At 32.7% G+C, this 18,405-nt stretch carries 17 protein-coding genes; 12 read left to right on the forward strand and 5 right to left on the reverse strand.

The features are described from left to right. Window positions 1-55 precede the first annotated feature (55 nt). Both N456_RS17505 and N456_RS17510 read right to left on the reverse strand, forming a co-directional pair. Window positions 56-604, reverse strand: a complete 549-nt coding sequence (locus N456_RS17505) for a Crp/Fnr family transcriptional regulator (protein ID WP_062060006.1) — start codon at window positions 602-604, stop codon at window positions 56-58. Between the two features lie 338 nt (window positions 605-942). Then, window positions 943-2,430 (reverse strand): T9SS type B sorting domain-containing protein, encoded by a 1,488-nt coding sequence (locus N456_RS17510; protein ID WP_062060008.1) that lies wholly within the window; start codon window positions 2,428-2,430, stop codon window positions 943-945. 285 nt (window positions 2,431-2,715) lie between these two features. Here N456_RS17510 and folE point away from each other — a divergent pair, with 285 nt between their 5' ends. From folE to N456_RS17535, 5 genes are all read left to right on the forward strand, one after another. Next, window positions 2,716-3,393, forward strand: coding sequence for a GTP cyclohydrolase I FolE (gene folE / locus N456_RS17515; RefSeq protein ID WP_062060010.1), 678 nt, complete (start codon window positions 2,716-2,718; stop codon window positions 3,391-3,393). A 46-nt stretch (window positions 3,394-3,439) separates the two neighbouring features. Beyond that, window positions 3,440-4,927, forward strand: a complete 1,488-nt coding sequence (gene cysS / locus N456_RS17520) for a cysteine--tRNA ligase (protein WP_062060100.1) — start codon at window positions 3,440-3,442, stop codon at window positions 4,925-4,927. Between the two features lie 3 nt (window positions 4,928-4,930). Then, the gene (yidD, locus tag N456_RS17525; RefSeq protein WP_205410283.1) at window positions 4,931-5,188 is read left to right on the forward strand and encodes a membrane protein insertion efficiency factor YidD; all 258 of its coding nucleotides are present in this window, start codon (window positions 4,931-4,933) and stop codon (window positions 5,186-5,188) included. Window positions 5,189-5,374: 186 nt separating this feature from the next. After that, entirely contained in the window at window positions 5,375-6,307 is a 933-nt protein-coding gene (lgt, locus tag N456_RS17530; protein WP_062060011.1) for a prolipoprotein diacylglyceryl transferase, read from the forward strand. Between the two features lie 107 nt (window positions 6,308-6,414). Next, window positions 6,415-7,470, forward strand: a complete 1,056-nt coding sequence (locus tag N456_RS17535) for a hypothetical protein (RefSeq protein ID WP_062060013.1) — start codon at window positions 6,415-6,417, stop codon at window positions 7,468-7,470. A gap of 173 nt (window positions 7,471-7,643) precedes the next feature. Here N456_RS17535 and prfA read toward each other — a convergent pair whose 3' ends face one another. Then, on the reverse strand, window positions 7,644-8,720 hold the full coding sequence (gene prfA / locus N456_RS17540; RefSeq protein WP_062060015.1) for a peptide chain release factor 1: 1,077 nt from the start codon (window positions 8,718-8,720) through the stop codon (window positions 7,644-7,646). Window positions 8,721-9,107: 387 nt separating this feature from the next. On the opposite strand from prfA, the gene N456_RS17545 reads away from it, so the two are divergent. Further along, the gene (locus tag N456_RS17545) at window positions 9,108-11,006 is read left to right on the forward strand and encodes an outer membrane protein assembly factor BamB family protein (RefSeq protein WP_062060017.1); all 1,899 of its coding nucleotides are present in this window, start codon (window positions 9,108-9,110) and stop codon (window positions 11,004-11,006) included. 253 nt (window positions 11,007-11,259) lie between these two features. On the opposite strand, the gene N456_RS17550 is transcribed toward N456_RS17545, so the two are convergent. After that, window positions 11,260-12,819 (reverse strand): peptide MFS transporter, encoded by a 1,560-nt coding sequence (locus tag N456_RS17550; RefSeq protein WP_062060018.1) that lies wholly within the window; start codon window positions 12,817-12,819, stop codon window positions 11,260-11,262. A gap of 37 nt (window positions 12,820-12,856) precedes the next feature. Here N456_RS17550 and N456_RS24585 point away from each other — a divergent pair, with 37 nt between their 5' ends. Next, window positions 12,857-13,018: a hypothetical protein gene (locus tag N456_RS24585; protein WP_158447923.1), complete on the forward strand. Its 162-nt coding sequence runs from the start codon at window positions 12,857-12,859 to the stop codon at window positions 13,016-13,018. Here N456_RS24585 and N456_RS17555 read toward each other — a convergent pair. Beyond that, a complete protein-coding gene (locus tag N456_RS17555) occupies window positions 12,992-14,101 on the reverse strand; it encodes a hypothetical protein (protein ID WP_062060103.1) in 1,110 nt (369 codons plus the stop codon). The two genes, N456_RS24585 and N456_RS17555, sit on opposite strands and share 27 nt — an antisense overlap. Before the next feature lie 1,012 nt (window positions 14,102-15,113). Between N456_RS17555 and N456_RS17560 the strand changes: the two genes are divergently transcribed. From N456_RS17560 to N456_RS17580, 5 genes are all read left to right on the forward strand, one after another. Next, window positions 15,114-15,806 carry a hypothetical protein gene (locus N456_RS17560; protein WP_062060019.1) on the forward strand — a complete coding sequence of 231 codons (693 nt, stop codon included), beginning with the start codon at window positions 15,114-15,116 and terminating at the stop codon, window positions 15,804-15,806. Window positions 15,807-15,875: 69 nt separating this feature from the next. Continuing rightward, the gene (gene tssD / locus N456_RS17565; protein WP_062060020.1) at window positions 15,876-16,271 is read left to right on the forward strand and encodes a type VI secretion system tube protein TssD; all 396 of its coding nucleotides are present in this window, start codon (window positions 15,876-15,878) and stop codon (window positions 16,269-16,271) included. Between the two features lie 15 nt (window positions 16,272-16,286). Continuing rightward, window positions 16,287-17,558, forward strand: coding sequence for a hypothetical protein (locus tag N456_RS17570; protein ID WP_062060021.1), 1,272 nt, complete (start codon window positions 16,287-16,289; stop codon window positions 17,556-17,558). 13 nt (window positions 17,559-17,571) lie between these two features. Continuing rightward, on the forward strand, window positions 17,572-17,976 hold the full coding sequence (locus N456_RS17575; protein WP_062060022.1) for a hypothetical protein: 405 nt from the start codon (window positions 17,572-17,574) through the stop codon (window positions 17,974-17,976). A 143-nt stretch (window positions 17,977-18,119) separates the two neighbouring features. Continuing rightward, complete coding sequence (locus N456_RS17580; protein ID WP_062060023.1) at window positions 18,120-18,338, forward strand: hypothetical protein; 219 nt, start codon at window positions 18,120-18,122, stop codon at window positions 18,336-18,338. Window positions 18,339-18,405 lie beyond the last annotated feature (67 nt).

The raw sequence follows: 18,405 nt of genomic DNA on the forward strand, positions 1-18,405 counted from the left end.
CTTTTATAATTATGTTATTACAAAAGTAATTTGCTTTACATCTCTAGAAATTAACCTATGTTAAGTTTGCTTTTTTTCTTATCCTGCTCAAAGATTCAGGTTGAATACCCAAATATGAGGCTACAATATTTTGCTTTACTCTACTTTCTAAATCAGGGTACTCTTCTAAAAAATTGAAGTATCTTGTCTCTGCATTAAGTAGTAAAAATTCTCTTTCTCTTTTTTCTTTGATACAGAATGCTTTTTCTAACAATTTGATCAAAAACTTATCCCAAAATGGATTATTTTCTCTCAATTGCAACCAATGTTCATAACTTATTTCAAGGATTTCTGATTTTTCTAAAGCTTCTATAAAAAAATGTGACGATGACTTAGATATCATTGCTGAATATGACGCAATAAAATTAGATTCCATAATAATTCCTTTTGTATACTCCCCTCCCTTATTATTAATATATGCATATCGAAAAAGTCCCGAATTTACAAAAGCTAATTTTCTTGGTACTTCTCCTTCTCGAATGAAATATTCCCCAGGATTATACATTTTATTTTTTCCAATCGAGATCAATTCATTAACCCGATCAATAGGCATAATTTTTCTCATAATATCCTTTATTTAATATCCGTTTTTATATGAAGCTACTGTAAGGAGAATTGAATCTCTTATGTTTACAACCAAAAAATAAAAATGCAAGGATAAGAATCATTGCTCAGTTTTATTTAGAAATATTGAAACATAAAGAAACAATTTCATATTTCACATAACAAATAATGTACCAGATGTAACAAGATCCCCAAATCTATATTCAAACAACTAAGGTTAGTAAGTATTCTCACAAATACATCCTCCTTTTAACCGATACACTTCCAATTTAAATTACTACGTGATAAAATTAACTTTTACAAAAAAAACATCTTTCTATAAAAATGCTCTGTACCATATTACCGTATCAAAGAAAAATTACCTGCAAAGGTTCTTCTACGCATGTTTGGATCTCTGGGTTCATTAAACTCTACTCTAAACCAATAATCTGAAGATGGCATATTTTTACCATTATATGTTCCATCCCAACCTAAGCCACCTGGTGCTAATTGCTTTATCAGTTTACCGTATCTATCAAAAATATAAATTTGTGCCGTAGGTTGATTCTCTATATTTATGAGATTCCAAGTATCATGAAAACCATCTCCATTAGGTGTAAAGTATTTAGGATACCCTAATATTACAATCACATCAGAAATTTCTTCGCTAATAGGACAATTTGCATATCTAGCTCTAATAAAATAATCTCCTGGAGGGACGTTAGAAAATATTGGAGAAGATTGAAAAGGTCTATACTCTATAAAACCTCCACCTAAATCTCGATCCAATCTATACTCAAAATTATCAAATCCTGCTCCTTCAATTTCAGAAGTTGCCGCTACACTTGCAGTAATTGTATAGCTACCAGCAAAAGATTCTTCTCCGACAGTATATCCTACAGAAACTACAGCATCAGAAACATCTAATACCACTAAATCATCCGGAGAGTCAGCAACCTCAGTCCCTGCTCCATCAAAACCACTTAATCGATATACTCCCTCTGTAGTAACCTCTAAGTACGGTATTGTTCCTGGAGGTCCTGAAACATTTACAAAATTGGTAGTTCCGACATCTGCTCTTGCCCATTGATATGTAACTGCTCTAGGAAACCTTCCTTCTATTGTAACAGGAAACTCTCCGCATGTAGCTACATCTGGTCCAACACCTGGTTCTAAAATACTACAATCCGTAGTCCCTGCATTAGGTGCATCGAGATTCGTTTGCTGCAATTGTATTACTCCTGATTCATTAGCAAAATTAGTAATCAAAATAATATAGTATTCTTCTGATTGAGCATTAGGTATCGTAAAAGTTTCTATAAAAACATTATCGTCTGGTGTTCTGGCATAACTACAATCTACTATATTTGTATTATCTAGATTATCTATATAATATGAAGGAACATCTACGTTATTAAAGCATTCTACAGCACGTATATTATCTCCATCACCATTATTATCGCATCCTGTAGAGAGCACATCACAGTTTATATAAGAGGTTGTAAAAGGTCCCCAAGCAATAAAATCTACATCTAACTGTCGTTCTCCCCTATCCAAAGTATTATTCTCATTACCATCCACCCATTGCTGAATATCAAAAATTAGTTCTCCTGATTGATCAATTCTAATAAAATACCAAGCTGGATTAGGAGTTGTATTTAAACACCCTATTTCTCCTAAGCCATCTACATCACTCGTTACATTAGGAAAAGTTAATTCTAAAGAAGCATCAGAGCAAAATGGTTGGGCTCTCCTACAAGCTACATCAAAATCTTGAGCGTAAAAAAAGGTGCTTTTAAATAAAATAATCCAAAAAAGCAGCGAAATTTTTGGTAATACTGTTGCCATTTTCATAAAACGTTTAAATCTAGTTCTTTATGTATTAAAGTTCAATTTGGGATTTAAATATACATAACTTCTTTAAGAATTCTTATATTAAATTGTTTAACATAGCTTTTACTAAGTAAAACAACAAAATTGTATCTTTGCAAGCTATATTATAGAAGTATTTACAATCATTCTTCTATTTATGTTCTTTATAAACAATAAAACAAAGAGTTTTAGTACGTAAAATTCGTTTTAATTTATTGTTTTTTTGAAGTTTTAATGAATTGAATTATAAAAAATTGACGTGTGAAAATTGACAAGGCCCTTGAAGCTATTGAAGCGCTAGGTGATAATCATGTAGCTACTAGCGCTACTAATCCTCTTAGAAAAGATGCCTTTAAACTTAGTGATTCTGAAAAAATTGCTTTGATTAAAGAAGATGTTAAACATATTATGGAAACTTTAGGGTTAGATCTAACTGATGATAGTCTAAGTGGTACTCCCCAACGTGTTGCCAAAATGTTTGTAAATGAAATTTTTTCAGGACTTCATCCTGATAAAAAACCAAATGCATCTACATTTGAGAATAGTTATAAGTATGGAGAGATGCTCGTAGAAAAAAACATTACAGTATATTCTACCTGCGAACACCATTTACTTCCTATAGTCGGTAGAGCTCATGTAGCCTATATTTCTAATGGTACTGTAGTAGGATTATCAAAAATGAATCGTATCGTTGATTATTATGCTAAGCGCCCTCAGGTACAAGAACGTATGACTATGCAGATTGTTCAAGATCTTCAAGAGATTCTAGGGACTAAAGATGTTGCATGTGTTATTGATGCAAAACACCTATGTGTCAATTCTAGAGGAATCAGAGATATCGAAAGCAGCACCGTTACTAGTGAATTTGGTGGTAAATTTAAAGATAATTCTGTCCGAAGAGAGTTTTTAGATTATATAAAGCTAGACACCACTTTCTAATTTTTTCAACATAAATTATAAGCATCATTTTTACATTATGGCAACAATCCCATTGTATCAAACTCAGAAATTACAAATTTACAACTCTATTTCCGGAGAGAAAGAAACATTCACATCTATTACAGAAGGTAGTATTGGTATGTACGTATGTGGACCAACGGTATATAGCAATGTACATTTAGGGAATTGTCGCACATTTATATCATTTGATTTAGTATTTAGATATTTAAAACATTTAGAATATAAAGTCCGTTATGTAAGAAACATTACGGATGCTGGGCATCTAGAGAATGATGCAGAAGAGGGAGAGGATAAAGTAGCAAAAAAAGCACGTTTAGAACAATTAGAGCCTATGGAAATTGTACAGCGATACACTTTAGATTTTCATCAGGTGATGTCTAAGTTTAATGCTATTGCTCCTAGTATAGAGCCTACTGCTACAGGTCATATTGTAGAGCAAATAGAAATCATCAAAACTATTATAGATAATGGTTTTGCTTATGAGTCTAATGGTTCTGTATATTTTGATGTTCAAAAATTTAACAAAACAAATCATTACGGAAAACTAAGTGGTCGTAATCTCGAAGATATGATCGCTAATACTCGTGAGTTATCTGCGCAGAGTGACAAGAAAAATCCTCAGGATTTTGCACTATGGAAAAAAGCAGAACCGCAGCACATTATGCGCTGGCCATCTCCTTGGAGTGATGGTTTCCCTGGTTGGCATCTAGAGTGTACTGCAATGAGTACTAAATATCTTGGCGAGCGTTTCGACATCCATGGTGGTGGAATGGACTTAAAATTTCCTCATCATGAGTGTGAAATCGCGCAAGGAGAAGCTGCCTGTGGTCAAACACCTGTAAATTACTGGATGCATGCCAATATGCTAACACTTAATGGTAAAAAAATGTCTAAATCTACAGGAAATACCATTTCTCCTGATGAATTATTCTCTGGTAATAATAATTTCCTAGAGAAACCATTTGATGCTTCCATAGTTCGTTTTTTTATGCTTCAGGCACATTATCGAAGTGTTCTCGATTTTTCTAATGATGCATTAGAAGCTTCAGAAAAAGGTTTTTATAAACTTATTGACGCTATCCAAACTATTGACAATCTAACTACGAGTGCTGACACAAAAGGATTTAATGTTTCTGCATGGAAACAAGAATGCTACAATGCTATGAATGACGATTTTAATAGCCCTATCTTAATAGCTAAGCTATTTGATGCTGTTAAATTTATCAATACGGTAAAAGAGCAAAACTCTACTATTTCTAAAACAGATTTAGAACTATTACAGCAGACAATGCATGCCTTTGTATTTGATGTACTTGGATTAGTAAATATAAATGAAACCTCATCAGATATTAGTGGTAAACTTTCTGGTACAGTAGAATTATTAATTAATCTAAGAGCAGAAGCAAGAGCGAATAAAGATTTTGCAACTAGTGATAAGATCAGAGACGAATTATTAGCTATAGGTATTCAGCTAAAGGATGGACGCGAAGGAACCAGTTTTTCATTAAACTAAATTATGTTGATTTCTAAAACGACTATAAAGCAGATTTTAATATTTCCTTTTATAATTTTAATAAAATTATATCAGAAAGTAATATCACCACTAACCCCTGCTACTTGTCGATATCAACCTACATGTTCTCATTATACATTAGAGGCGTTACAAAAACATGGAATTTTTAAAGGAGGATTTCTATCTATAAAGCGGATTTTTAGCTGTCACCCATGGGGAGGCAGTGGTTATGACCCTGTTCCGGATACAGATAATGAGTAAGACCGTATTTAAAAATAAAAATTGAAAAACAGAGTTTAAAAACAACAATCATAACAATATAGACTAAATAGTTAGTCTAAGAAGTAACTAAATTATTAACATAATATACTGATTTGAAATAGGCATGAGTTACCTTGGATTTAGTTTAAATACCTATATTTACTTTCAGAAAAATAAAATTCATACATGATACTTTCTAAAATTATATGGAGTCCTGTAGAAGGGATAGACTTAGGCTTTTTTATCATTCGTTTTTACAGTTTAATGTTTGTAGTTGCCTTTACATTAGGATGGTATCTAATGAAAAAAATCTACATCAGAGAGAACATCTCTATGGAGAAACTAGATTCTATATTTATATATGCAGTCATAGGCACATTATTAGGTGCTAGATTGGGACATGTTTTCTTTTATGACTGGGCTTATTACAAAAATAATTTACTAGAGATTCTTTTACCTTTTAGGTTTAAACCTACGTTTGAGTTTATAGGTTTTCAGGGATTAGCGAGTCATGGTGCGGCTGTAGCTTTTATAATCGCTATGTATTATTATTCTAAAAAAATAGTCCATAAGCATCCATTATGGGTTCTGGATAGAGTTACTATTCCTGCTGCTTTTGGAGGAATATTTGTACGATTGGGTAATTTCTTTAATTCAGAAATTATTGGTAAAGAGTCTGGAGACTCTCTTTTTGGAGTAAAATTCATTAGAGCCGGAATTTCAAAATCTCAGGCAATGGCAGAAACGAGTATAAAAAATGTAAACGAAGCATATGCTGCAATAATATCAAAACCTGAATTCTCTAACATATTAGAAGCTATACCTTATCGTCACCCAGCACAATTGTATGAAGCCTTTGGATATATATTTGTATCTATTGCGCTATGGTTCATCTATTGGAAAACTGATAAACGAAATAATAGCGGATTTCTTTTTGGGATGTATCTAATTTTAATATTTACGGTACGCTTTATTGTAGAATATGTTAAAACAAGTCAAGGAGGTTTTGAGAACGCTTTAGGAATACTATCAACTGGGCAATGGCTGAGTATCCCTTTTGTAGCTACTGGTATATATTTTGTAGTACGATCAATGAATAAAAAAGAAGATTCGATTTAAAACTTTTATAAATCATTTTTTATATTTCTATTACAAATAGGGGAGATCAATTATAGTGCTTATAATTTGATCTTTTCTATTTTTTATCTATAATCTATAAAACTAAAATGAGGAAATTACTTTTTTTTAAACTAACATTTCTAGTAATCTTTTTAACAATCTATAGTCAAAAAGTATATTCTCAAAGCACTTTACACCCTTTATCATTTAAGGCTAATCAAGGTAATTACGAAGACTCTTATAGCGAATATTATTACAGCCTTCAGAAAGAAGGAAATACATATAGATTAGTCGACCCAAAAGGAAGAGATGTACTACAAAGAGCATGTGATACCATCCTAAAAAATGCTCATTTTATAAAAGCAATACAAAAAGACTCTTTTTATATTTACAAAAACTATAATCTCGAAGCGCTAAAAATACCAAATGCTAAGCAAGTTTATTTTATCAGAGACGGATTAGAAGTTTTGACTACACAAGGACCCCAGTATTATGATAATACTATTACTAAAATTAATAATTTCCCAAAATTAGATCTTTTTGCTTGTGGAAATGTATACTCTAAGCGATATACGCTAAGCTACAATAAAGAATCAAAAAAGCATACTATTCTATTATCATTTGGTGATTTTGGAGAAATTAGAACAGAAACTATTCTAGATTTAAAAGGAATTCCTTACCCTATAGAGAAACTCAGTTTTATTACTACTAAAAATTATATTTCAGAAAGCATTAATAGTTCTTATAACAAGTCTCCTCATCTTATTAAAATTACAAAAGAAGGAAAAAGTGGCATTTATTCTTATACTATTGATCAAGCGACATATCCTCCTAAAAAGGCAAAAGAAAAACCTGATTATTTTATTGATGAAACAACAGGCGATACTATATTCGAACCTATTGCTATAGTACCTATATCTTTTCTAAAAAAAGGATCTGTTATGCTTCAAGAGGTATTACCCTTAGTATATGATAGGATTCAAATGGATTCTAATAATGGATTGATATACCTTTATAAAGACAATTTAATAGGTATTTATCCTAACCATATATCTACTACTTTTGAGGTTTTTGAACGAAAAACCTCATCATTCTACAGAATTGTTAAAGACGGAAAACAAGGATGGATAGACATTAGAACTTTTAAAGAATACTATTTCTAAGAATAGAACATTCTCCTATATCTATAATTAAATACTACAAACAATTACTATAATTAACAACTATGTGGAGACAAGCTCAATATTATTGAGGTAGCCAGAATCCATAGAAAACTAAAAAAGTCCATAGATAATAAGATCTATGGACTTTTTTGTAAAATTTATATGTATTTTTTTTAAAATATCTCGTTAGATTCTTTTAGTTTTTCTGTATTGGCTACTAACTGAAGTTCTTCAATAATTTTATGAATATCTCCATCTATAATATTTCCTAGATCATATAATGTTAATCCGATACGGTGTTCGGTTACCCTACCTTGTGGATAGTTATAAGTTCTAATCTTAGCAGAACGATCTCCTGATGACACCATACTCTTACGTTTTTCTGAATCTGCTGCTTGTTTTTTAGCAAGTTCCATTTCATACAATCGAGAACGTAATACTTTTAATGCTTTTTCGAGGTTTTTATGCGATGATTTCTGGTCTTGGCAACTTACTATCATCCCTGTAGGCTCATGATGCAGTTTAATAGCAGAATATGTAGTATTTACAGACTGTCCTCCTGGTCCTGTAGAAGTTGTTCTTTCTATCCTTACCTCTGTCATATCTAATTCTACATCAAACTCTTCTGCTTCTGGCAATACAATTACTGAAGCTGCACTGGTATGTACACGTCCTTGGGTTTCGGTTTGTGGAACACGTTGTACACGATGTACCCCTGCTTCAAACTTTAGGGTACCATATACATCTTCTCCATTAACTTCGAATATAATTTCTTTATATCCTCCACTAGTTCCTTCATTAAGATCCACTACACTAGTACTCCACCCTTTACTTTCACAAAATTTAGTATACATTCTAAATAGGTCTCCGGCAAAAATACTAGCTTCATCTCCTCCTGCCCCTGCTCTAATCTCTACTACACAATTTTTAGCATCTTCTGGATCTTTAGGCACTAGCATAAAACGAATCTTCTCTTCTAAAGCTGGTAGCTCTTCTTTTGCTTCTTCTAATTGCATTTTAGCCATTTCCACCATCTCGGTATCACTACCATCTGCCAAAATTTCTTCTGCTTCTTTTAAATTATCTGTAAGTTCTATATAACGCTCTCTTTCGTCCATAAGAGCTTTAAGATCTTTGTATTCTTTATTAAGTTGTATGTATTTTTTTTGATCTGCAATGATATCTGGCTGAATGATTAAATCAGTCACCTCGTCAAACCGTTGCTTTACAATATTCAATTTATCAATCATAGTAAGTATATCCTAACTGTGGAATTGACAAAAGTACGATTTTTTGTTAAAAACTCATACCTCCTTATAAGAATAGAAATCAATTTTATGCATAAGTTTTACTACTAATTTCTTTATTTAGAACTATAAATCATTTATATACTAATTATCTAAACGCACCTAACGGCTTTCTCTGTAAAAAACCAGCTCATATTAATTATAAACATTCTTAATCAAAGACAGAATATTTCATTACTTTTAAGAAAACCTATTTCCCTTATTTTTTTTAATTATCATTCGTTCTCTAAAAAATACTTATTTATTAGTTATTAAAATCAGAAGAATCATACCTTTTTTAGCAACCAACCTAACGATATGAAAACTAGCTCGATTTTTATCATTATTTTTATGTTAACAGTCACATTATTTGCTCAACATAAAATTAATTTTGACAATATAATTAAAGGCAAAATTTTAAACAATAACACCGGAGTTCTACTCATTAAAACATCTACATCCATTTATGGTATTAGTCCTAAAGAGCAAAAAATCATTTGGACACAAAAAATCCCTAAACAATTAGACTTTTCTTCTTATCTAGAAATTCCTTTTACTCCTTTAATCATTTTTGATAGAACCCCTCTCATTAACTCTAGTTTATTATCAAATACCTTAGGAGTCAAAGGAAAATCTCGTACCATAATTAATGTGGATAATGGAGTTATTATGTTCGATTCTGAAGCAAAAGGATATAAAGCTATAAATAACACATTACTAATCTCTGAGAAAAAAGCAATTTTTGTAGAGGGCATTAAAGACGAAAACTTAGTAATTGGGCTTTATAATTATGAAAACGGAGATAAAATATGGGAACAATCTATAGAAAGGACTAATTTCTTAAAAACTACAAAATCAGATTTATTAGGTAATGAAAAAATAGCACTAGACATCAATAATGATATTATATGGCTAAAAGGAAAGACCCTTTTAAAAATCAATACCGATACAGGAAGTATTGATTATAAACATGAAGAGGTCACAACTTTTGAAATGAATGAGGAAGGGTCTATAATTTATACATTTTTGAATCAGATAAAGTTAGAAAAACTACGCAATGAAACTTCAATCACAGCTTTATCAGTACATACTTCTAAAACTGTTTGGGATAATGAGCTTACTATATTAGGCGATATCCAACAAACGGTGCTGGATAGTAAAAACCTGATTGTAATCACATCAAAAGGGTTTGATGTAATTAATAGTATCACTGGAAAAAAGAAATGGGATAAATTAAATCCACTACCACTAATTAAAAAAATTGTTCCTGTTAAAAACGGATATTTAGTCGCTCAGGATAAGTTCTTAACTCATATCGATACTACAGGAAAAAGCACATGGGAAAAATCTATTAAAATTTCATTATCTAGTCAAGAAAATCCCGTGCATATCATTGACAATGATCAGTCAGCTATATATATTACACCGTCAATGGTTAATAAAATCAATATCACAACTGGGAAAAAAGAATGGAAAGATGTGATCTTAAACGATGCTGATTTTGTTACTCGAAATTTAAAGTTAAAAGAACATCCATATAAAATTTGGTATGATAAAAAACATAATCAGTTTCCTGTATATACTGATAATAGTTTTTATATTTTTAATCTTCAGACACAAGAAGCCCCCTCTCCTTTATCTGAGTTCGATTTTGGAAATGAACTTCCATATCTAAACATTAGAGAAAATGGGTATTTTTTAAGCTTTAATACTACATTTTATTTATTTGATAACTCCGGAAAATTAGTATACAAAAAAGAATTTCCATCTCATCATAACTCTTCTTTACTAACAGAATCAATGTATTGGGCAAAACGGGGATTACAAACATATACCGCTGCTATTGGTTTAGCTACAAACCAACTAAATCAGATCTATAAAAGTATATTAGTATCTCAGGATATTAGTGTTCTGAGTAAAGTTACATCTGGTATATATGGCTCGTATCAATCCTATCAAAATTCACTTAAAAGTCATACAAAATTAAATAAGGTAAAGTTTAGCTCTAGCCTACAAACAATTTTTAACAGAATCAAAAAAAAACAAGACAATGATGATTATATTATTTTAGTTATTTCTGATAAAGATCAAACTAAAAAAATCATTAGGCTCCATATGGATACTGGTCAGGTCGACGATATAAAACACATTAAAGAAAATCAATCTGATTTTATCATTGATCAAATAGAAGGTATACTTTATTTTTTTAATCAAAAAGATGTGACTATAGAACAACTCTCTATCAATTAAAAAAAGAATTCTTACTATCTTTTTACTCATATAATGATAAGGTTAACCAAAAAAAGCTAATCAACTTGGATAATTGTAGCATTAAGTAATGAATAATACTCTACTATTTTTAACCATTTCTTAAAAACGGTTAGTACCACTACCAATTTATTGATATACGATAAAAAACCCATCATGGTTTACATAGCTCATGATAGGTTTACTACTACTCAACTAATCTCAATACGATACAATGCTAGTTCGATTATACTATTTAATGTACCCCTTCCATTAATTCTTTGATAATAGGTGATATAAGAAGTGCTACTACTCCTATGCCCATTGTAATCACCCCAAAGTTAGCATACACTGATACATAGGAGTATAATTGCTGAAAAGCTTCTGTAGTATTCTCTGTTGTTACTGTGCTAGATATCCCTGTAATGGTCTGGCTTATTGTACCCCATACACCTTCAGAAAACACACTTCCCTCTCCTTCTTTTACTGTAGTGAGTTTTGCTATTTTTCCTGCAAAAAAATGTCCGTAGAAATTAGCAGAAAACCAAACTCCCATAATAAAGGTAGCGTATTTTAATGGAGATAGTTCCGTAATTTTAGACAACCCTATTGGGGATAAGAATAACTCTCCAACAGTTAGTATTAGGTATCCAAAAATCAGGTAAAACATTGGTGTTCTGGCATATTCATCTACTTCTTGTGCTGACATCCCAAAAACTACAAATCCTAATCCCAAGAATAGCATTCCTAGACCAAACTTAATCGCAGAATTAGGGTTTGCTTTTTTCTTACTCAGAAATGTCCATAGTATCGCAAAGGGAATTGCTAAAAGAACGATCCAAGTAGAGTTAATACTATTAGTCTGTGCTGCATTAATCCCTACTAGGTTTACATTTCTATCGGCAAACAATGTAAGAGAACTTCCTGCTTGTTCAAATACTGCAGAAAATAATGCGTATAAGGTTGTAAAATAAACCACTACCAGTAATCTTTTTCGTTCCTTAACAGAGACTTGGATAAGTATATAGGTAATGTATCCTATTAAAAACAAAGAGGCAACCCATACTAAGTAATGCTCAAATTCGTTAAACCGTACGATTAATGCAAATAATGGTACTGATAACCATGCCAGAAACCAAATACGATCTCCTGTATTAAGTCCATATAATCTCTTCTTATAATTTTCGATATCTGGTACTAATCCTTTAGTACCAAATACATCTAGTTGGGTTCCTCTTTTAAAAACTAACAATCCTACCATCATTCCTATTCCTGCTAATAAAAACCCATAATGCCATCCATATACTTCTGCAAACCATGCACATGCTAGAGGTGCTACTGCGCCTCCTATATTAATCCCTAGATAAAAAATTGTAAATCCAGAATCTCTCCTACCATCGCCTTTTTTATATAATGCCCCTACCATTGTAGAGATATTGGGTTTAAAAAATCCGTTTCCTACAATAATTAAGGCTAGTGATCCATAAAAAAATACAGCAGTCTCTATAGTTAGAAAAAAATGCCCTGCTGCCATTAATACACCTCCTAGAATAATTGATTTTCGATACCCTATATATCTATCTGCAATCATCCCCCCTATCATAGGAGTTACATACACTAATGACATATAGGCTGCCATTACCCCAAAAGAGGCGTTATCAGAATACAATAAGTGTTTGGTCATATAAAGCACCAAAAGAGCTTTCATACCATAAAAAGAAAAACGTTCCCATAGTTCTGCAAAAAACAGGTATAATAACCCCTTAGGGTGTCCGAATAATTCTTGCTTACCAACATCTGTTTGATCTATATTCATATCATGTGTTTAAAATAATGTCTTAAAAACACAAAGAATGAATAGTTCTAAACTATCTAAAAATGAAGTTCTAAAAAATAGTAATTTATATCAATTTGTTACTACATTACAAGGAGTTACAAATAATCACAATGCTTGTATACATGCAGATACACGAGTACTACGTAACTATTTAATTGGTTTTACTAAACTCTTGTAATAATGTTTGGTCAATACTAATATTTTCGGGAATAACTCGTAATCGATATTTTCCTTGCCCTATAAATGTAAATAAATCCTTTCGCTCTAGCTGTGAGATGGATTCTAACTGTAGTATCGAATTGATATTTTCTATGATTCTACTCAGGTAGGTTTGGCTTTTTATTTCTCCTCCAGAACTCACTAAGACATACTGCCTATCTCCCTCTTCATATTTACGCTTTATACCAAATTTTAGCAGGTTCTTATACTGTGTTGTTTTAGAACCAAAATCTATCGTTTTATCATAGATACCCTTAGATGGAATTGTTATTTTTACTAACGACCAATCCAGAAACTGAATGGTCATTTCACTAGGTTTAGGAGTTAATGCTAATTGCATTACCCAACTAGTTGCTAATACTAGAAAGATCGAAATAAACGTAGTTTTGGCAATAATCTTTATCAGATGCTCATATAACATATCATCCATTATCACAAAAACATCTGGTACCTGCGAGACTAACATTAATAAAAATGCTATTGTAGAAATTATAGCGACCATTTTTAATCCCCTACTCATAAAGGTTCTGTAAAAAGAAACCGTAAATAAATAGGTTAAAAAACAAGAAAGTAATAAATCAGGAACACCACTTAATCGAACTCCGTTAATGACTGGATTGTTTTTATAATATTGAATTAAAACCAAAGTCAATACAGAGACAATAGCAACCAAAGCTATAAGAATCAGCGTATTCTTTTTATTTTTATATAAAAATGAAGGAGCAAAATCAATATAAAATAATGCAAATAAAAGTAGCGAGGTATTTACTACCGAAAAGAAACTATACCCAATATCATACAGTATTGTATTCTGAAAAGAAAAAAGGTTTGCCATATAAATCCAAGTACCAGAGAACACCCATACAAATAGTGCCAGACTTAGGTATAATAATCCTTTATCAATTCTTTTCTGCGAATCATCTTCTTCTAAAAATTGACTAAACCGCTTTCTTATATTATACCAAATTGCTAATAATAATATCCCTCCTATCAGAGCAATACAGATATGGGCAAGGCTATAAAATTTAGTTATATCTGACATGTAAGTGTATCTACTACCATTTACTTTTTTTAAAAAAAATACTGGTATCATTATCCTTGCCCAATTTACATATATCTTTAAAAACATACATATACTAAATGTAGATTCTTATAAAACTATACTCATCGGATACTAGATGCTAGCACTCTATATGTATAATAGGTTATATATATCTATATCAACTCTCTCCAAGATCCTTATTATGACCTAAAAACACTACTTCATCGTAATTATCCCTCTTTTTTTCTTTTGTAATATTATAATGCTAAATATCTTATGCTGTATAACATACTTTAATAAATACTACCTAACAGTTTAATCATCTATATTGTTATTAGTGTTGTCTGCATCGTTATCAGCGTCGTCCGCTTTGTTATCATCCTTGTCTGCCTTGTTATCATCCTTGTCCGTATCGTTATCAGCATTGCCCGCCTTGTTATCATCCTTATCCGTATCGTTATCAGCGTTGCCCGCCTTGTTATCATCCTTGTCCGCATCGTTATCAGCGTTGCCCGCCTTGTTATCATCCTTGTCCGCATCGTTATCAGCATTGCCCGCCTTGTTATCATCCTTGTCCGCATCGTTATCAGCATTGCCCGCCTTGTTATCATCCTTGTCCGCATCGTTATCAGCATTGTCCGCCTTGTTATCATCCTTGTCCGCACTAGTATTTATCGCTACTGGTCGTGTTTAATACAATAGATCGGGAGTGTTTAACAAAGTATATCACCAAGTATAAACATTTAACTGAGAGTGTTCAGTAAAGTGTGTCACCACGTATAAACATTTAACTTTGTGATATTATGGAAGAAAAAAAAGAATTTAATGATGATGATTTTTAAAAGGAGGCTTTAAAAGGTTTAGAGGGAGTCTTCAATAGATTAATTATTATTTTAAAATAATACTACTAATATGGGGTAACATTTGATCTTGTAGAAACATATACTTACTAACAAACAATATCATTTATATAATCACCCTAGTATTATAGGGGTTTAAAACAAACAAACATATGGCAGAACGTAGTTACAAGATCAAAGACGGTATCGTATTAGAATGGGCAGATACTGTAATTTCTTATCTTAAAGAAGATATACAACTATTTACTGATTTTGACGCTAAACTAGACCAGAGATTTATAACTCTCTTAGAAAGTAAAGTTACACAAGCATATAAAGAAGGAGGTGATCAATTAAATATAGCACAATTACAAGAAAAAACAGAATCTGTAGATCGTGCTATGAATGACTGTCATGCCTATTTTAAAAAACTACGCTACTGGGTACTTGATGCTTTTCCGGATCAAAAAGCAATACAAAAACAGTTTGGTGTTGGTAGATATGCAATAATCAGAAGAAGTCAAATCAAGATGATCCAATATACAGAAGGGCTCACCACTACCATCAATCAGCACCGAGATGCACTTATTGCTACAGGAATCCCTGCACAGTTATTAGAACAACCCGCAGTCTTATCCGAAGCCCTGCGTAGTGCAAATAATGAACAAGAACAAAAAAAAGGAACCCGTACCGTAGATACTGACCAACGAAAAGAACTCTTTAATGAGCTATACCGTATCTTACAAAAAATAAATGCAGCAGCAGACAATGTATTCGATCAACACCCTGCTAAACGAAAACTCTATCGTACTCCCAGAGTAACTAGTAGTACCAGAAGTATAACAACCAATGATGAAGAAGAATAAAAAAATACAGATCCATACAATAAATCATACAATTACACATTAGTAATAATAACTCTTAAAACCTAAACCATGGCAACAAAAACCGAATTACTTATCCACAATCAGCAATACCGTCTTATTGAATCCTCCTTTGACTTCCACCAACCCACTGATTATAATGGCAGACCCAGTGCCAAGGTACGTGCTGGCAGTATCGTAGCTCTCATTGATTTTGATGGAGAAGAAGAACTCATCAGCTGGGCTGGTAATGATATCACCACCCGTAGTGGTAAGATCATCTACTATAGCGCTGATGGTATGGGGATTAAGTTTACTCTAGAGTTTACCGATGCCTATTGCTCAGATATGTACATATACCAGAGCAATATTGTCGGGGGTGGAGTCCTATCAGAGCTTAAGATCACTGCCAGAGAGATGGTAATAAAAGGACATACTCATACGAATAACTGGCCTGTAAAAAGCTAAAAACCTGATATCGCGATGAGAAAAAGTAACCAAACACTACAGGGGCTAGATGCAGTACTAGCCCCTGCTATAGAAAGAGCCGTATGCCCCTCATTTTCTGGCAAGACTCCCACCGCATTTGATATTGGGATTAAACTACATCGAGAGCTCGATAATACCCGTACATCCCTATCAGAAGCACTCTATAAAATAGACCTTGCCAATGATGATATAGGTGTAAAACAAGCCCAGATGCATCAGTTACAGAGCATGCGCCCCTATAATACAGATGCTGTAGACACCAATGATTATATCAGAAAAGCCAATAACGGCTATCAGGTATGGGATGGCAATCGATGGACACAGCTCTCTAAAGATGCCAAAATAAAAATAACTAGTGAGCGTAGCGAAGCCACCAATAATAAGCTTGCTGTAGTCATACAAGCAGAAGATACCAGTACCAATACGCAGATTTTTTTTGTAGATGATAATGTATACAAGCGCGGTGGGGAGATCAGTTATAATGGTAGTATCAGAGATAATCCAGAACTTAGCCCTAGGATGATAAATGAGGAGATCAACTGGCAGAGCATACTATATGATGCCACCAAGATGGGAGTTGCTACAACAGGTAAGGCTGCCGGAGCACTAAGTCTGACCCGTATCGGCAATCTTACCCCGTGGCATAAAGGCGCAAACCTTCATAAAGCAGTAGGATGGTATCGCAATAAAGAAGGGATCTACCGTAGCCTAAGTAGTCAGCGTAATACCATCGGTGCCGGTGGGCACCGTGTAGGCGCACGTACTGCTGCCAAGAGTGTAAAACATCTTAAACTCCTAGGAAGAAGAATTGCAATAATCAGTGTTGGGATTAGTGTGCATGAAGTTATTGACGCATATAAAAAAGACGACTTTAATAAAAATCAAGTAATTACCAAAGCAGGAGTTGATATAGCTATGACGGTAATAGGTACTTTAGGAGGTCCTGTAGGTTGGTTCATCTCTGGGAGTTATCTTATCCTATCGACTACAGGGGCATTTGGGGATTGGGGGACCCCCAGTGGAGTAAACAGTAATGGAATCCCTTATGGCAACACCAATTTTGGTACGACGGGGGGAGCATCCAGCCAATATACCGATGAGTTTACTATAGACTATGTACCCCCAATAGAGCATAAACGCAGTAAGATGAGAGAACGCTTATACCGTATGCAAGACCATACTGCTGTACAACCACAAGTACATTATCAGGTAAATATGGAGGGGCAAGACTTCTTCCCTAGAAATCAATATTATACTAAATTTTAAAAAAGAAAAACGTATGGATTTAACTTCAATAATTTTCATATCAGGTATACTCATCCCTCTATCTGTATTTTTCTTTTATAGAAAACAATTAGAAAATAACGCCCAATGGTTTATCATTGGGGGAGGGATAATCGCACTAATCGGTATATCTATCTATATGACTAGTATAGAAATAGAAGAAGAAAGGATTTTATATCTAAGCTTGCTTACCCCACTATATGCAACCCTGTTATATAAAGGGATGATTTACCTGTTTGTAAAGCTATTTGATAGGATGCCAGTAGATACTACTTTTGAGTTTCATGTTAATATAAGAGATAGCCTGTTTAATATTATATATGCTTTATTAATAACTATTGTTCCTATGCTTACTATAATATATTTTGGAGAACTAGCCAGAGCAGCAGCAAGAACATAAACGCAGTAAGATGCGAGAACGCTTATACCGTATGCAAGACCATACTGCTGTACAACCACAGGTACACTATCAGGTAAATATGGAAGGACAAGACTTCTTCCCTAGAAATCAATAGTATACTAAATTTTAAAAAAGAAAAACTTATGGATTCAGGTGATTTTATTTATATGGCATCAGTAATGATCCCTCTTTTTGCATTTTTCTTTTTAAGAAAACAATTAGATGAAAACAATTTATGGTTTATCATCGGAGGGGGGATAGTAACCGTAATTGGTTATGTATATATATATAAGTACTATAGAAGACAAAAAAATACTTTATTTAAATATGCTGATACCTTTATATGCACCATTGTTATATAAAGGGATGGTTTACATATTTGTAAAACTATTCGGTAGGATGCCAGTAGACACCTCTTTTGAGTTTCAT

Source organism: Aquimarina longa SW024 (assembly GCF_001401755.1).
Lineage (GTDB): Bacteria > Bacteroidota > Bacteroidia > Flavobacteriales > Flavobacteriaceae > Aquimarina > Aquimarina longa.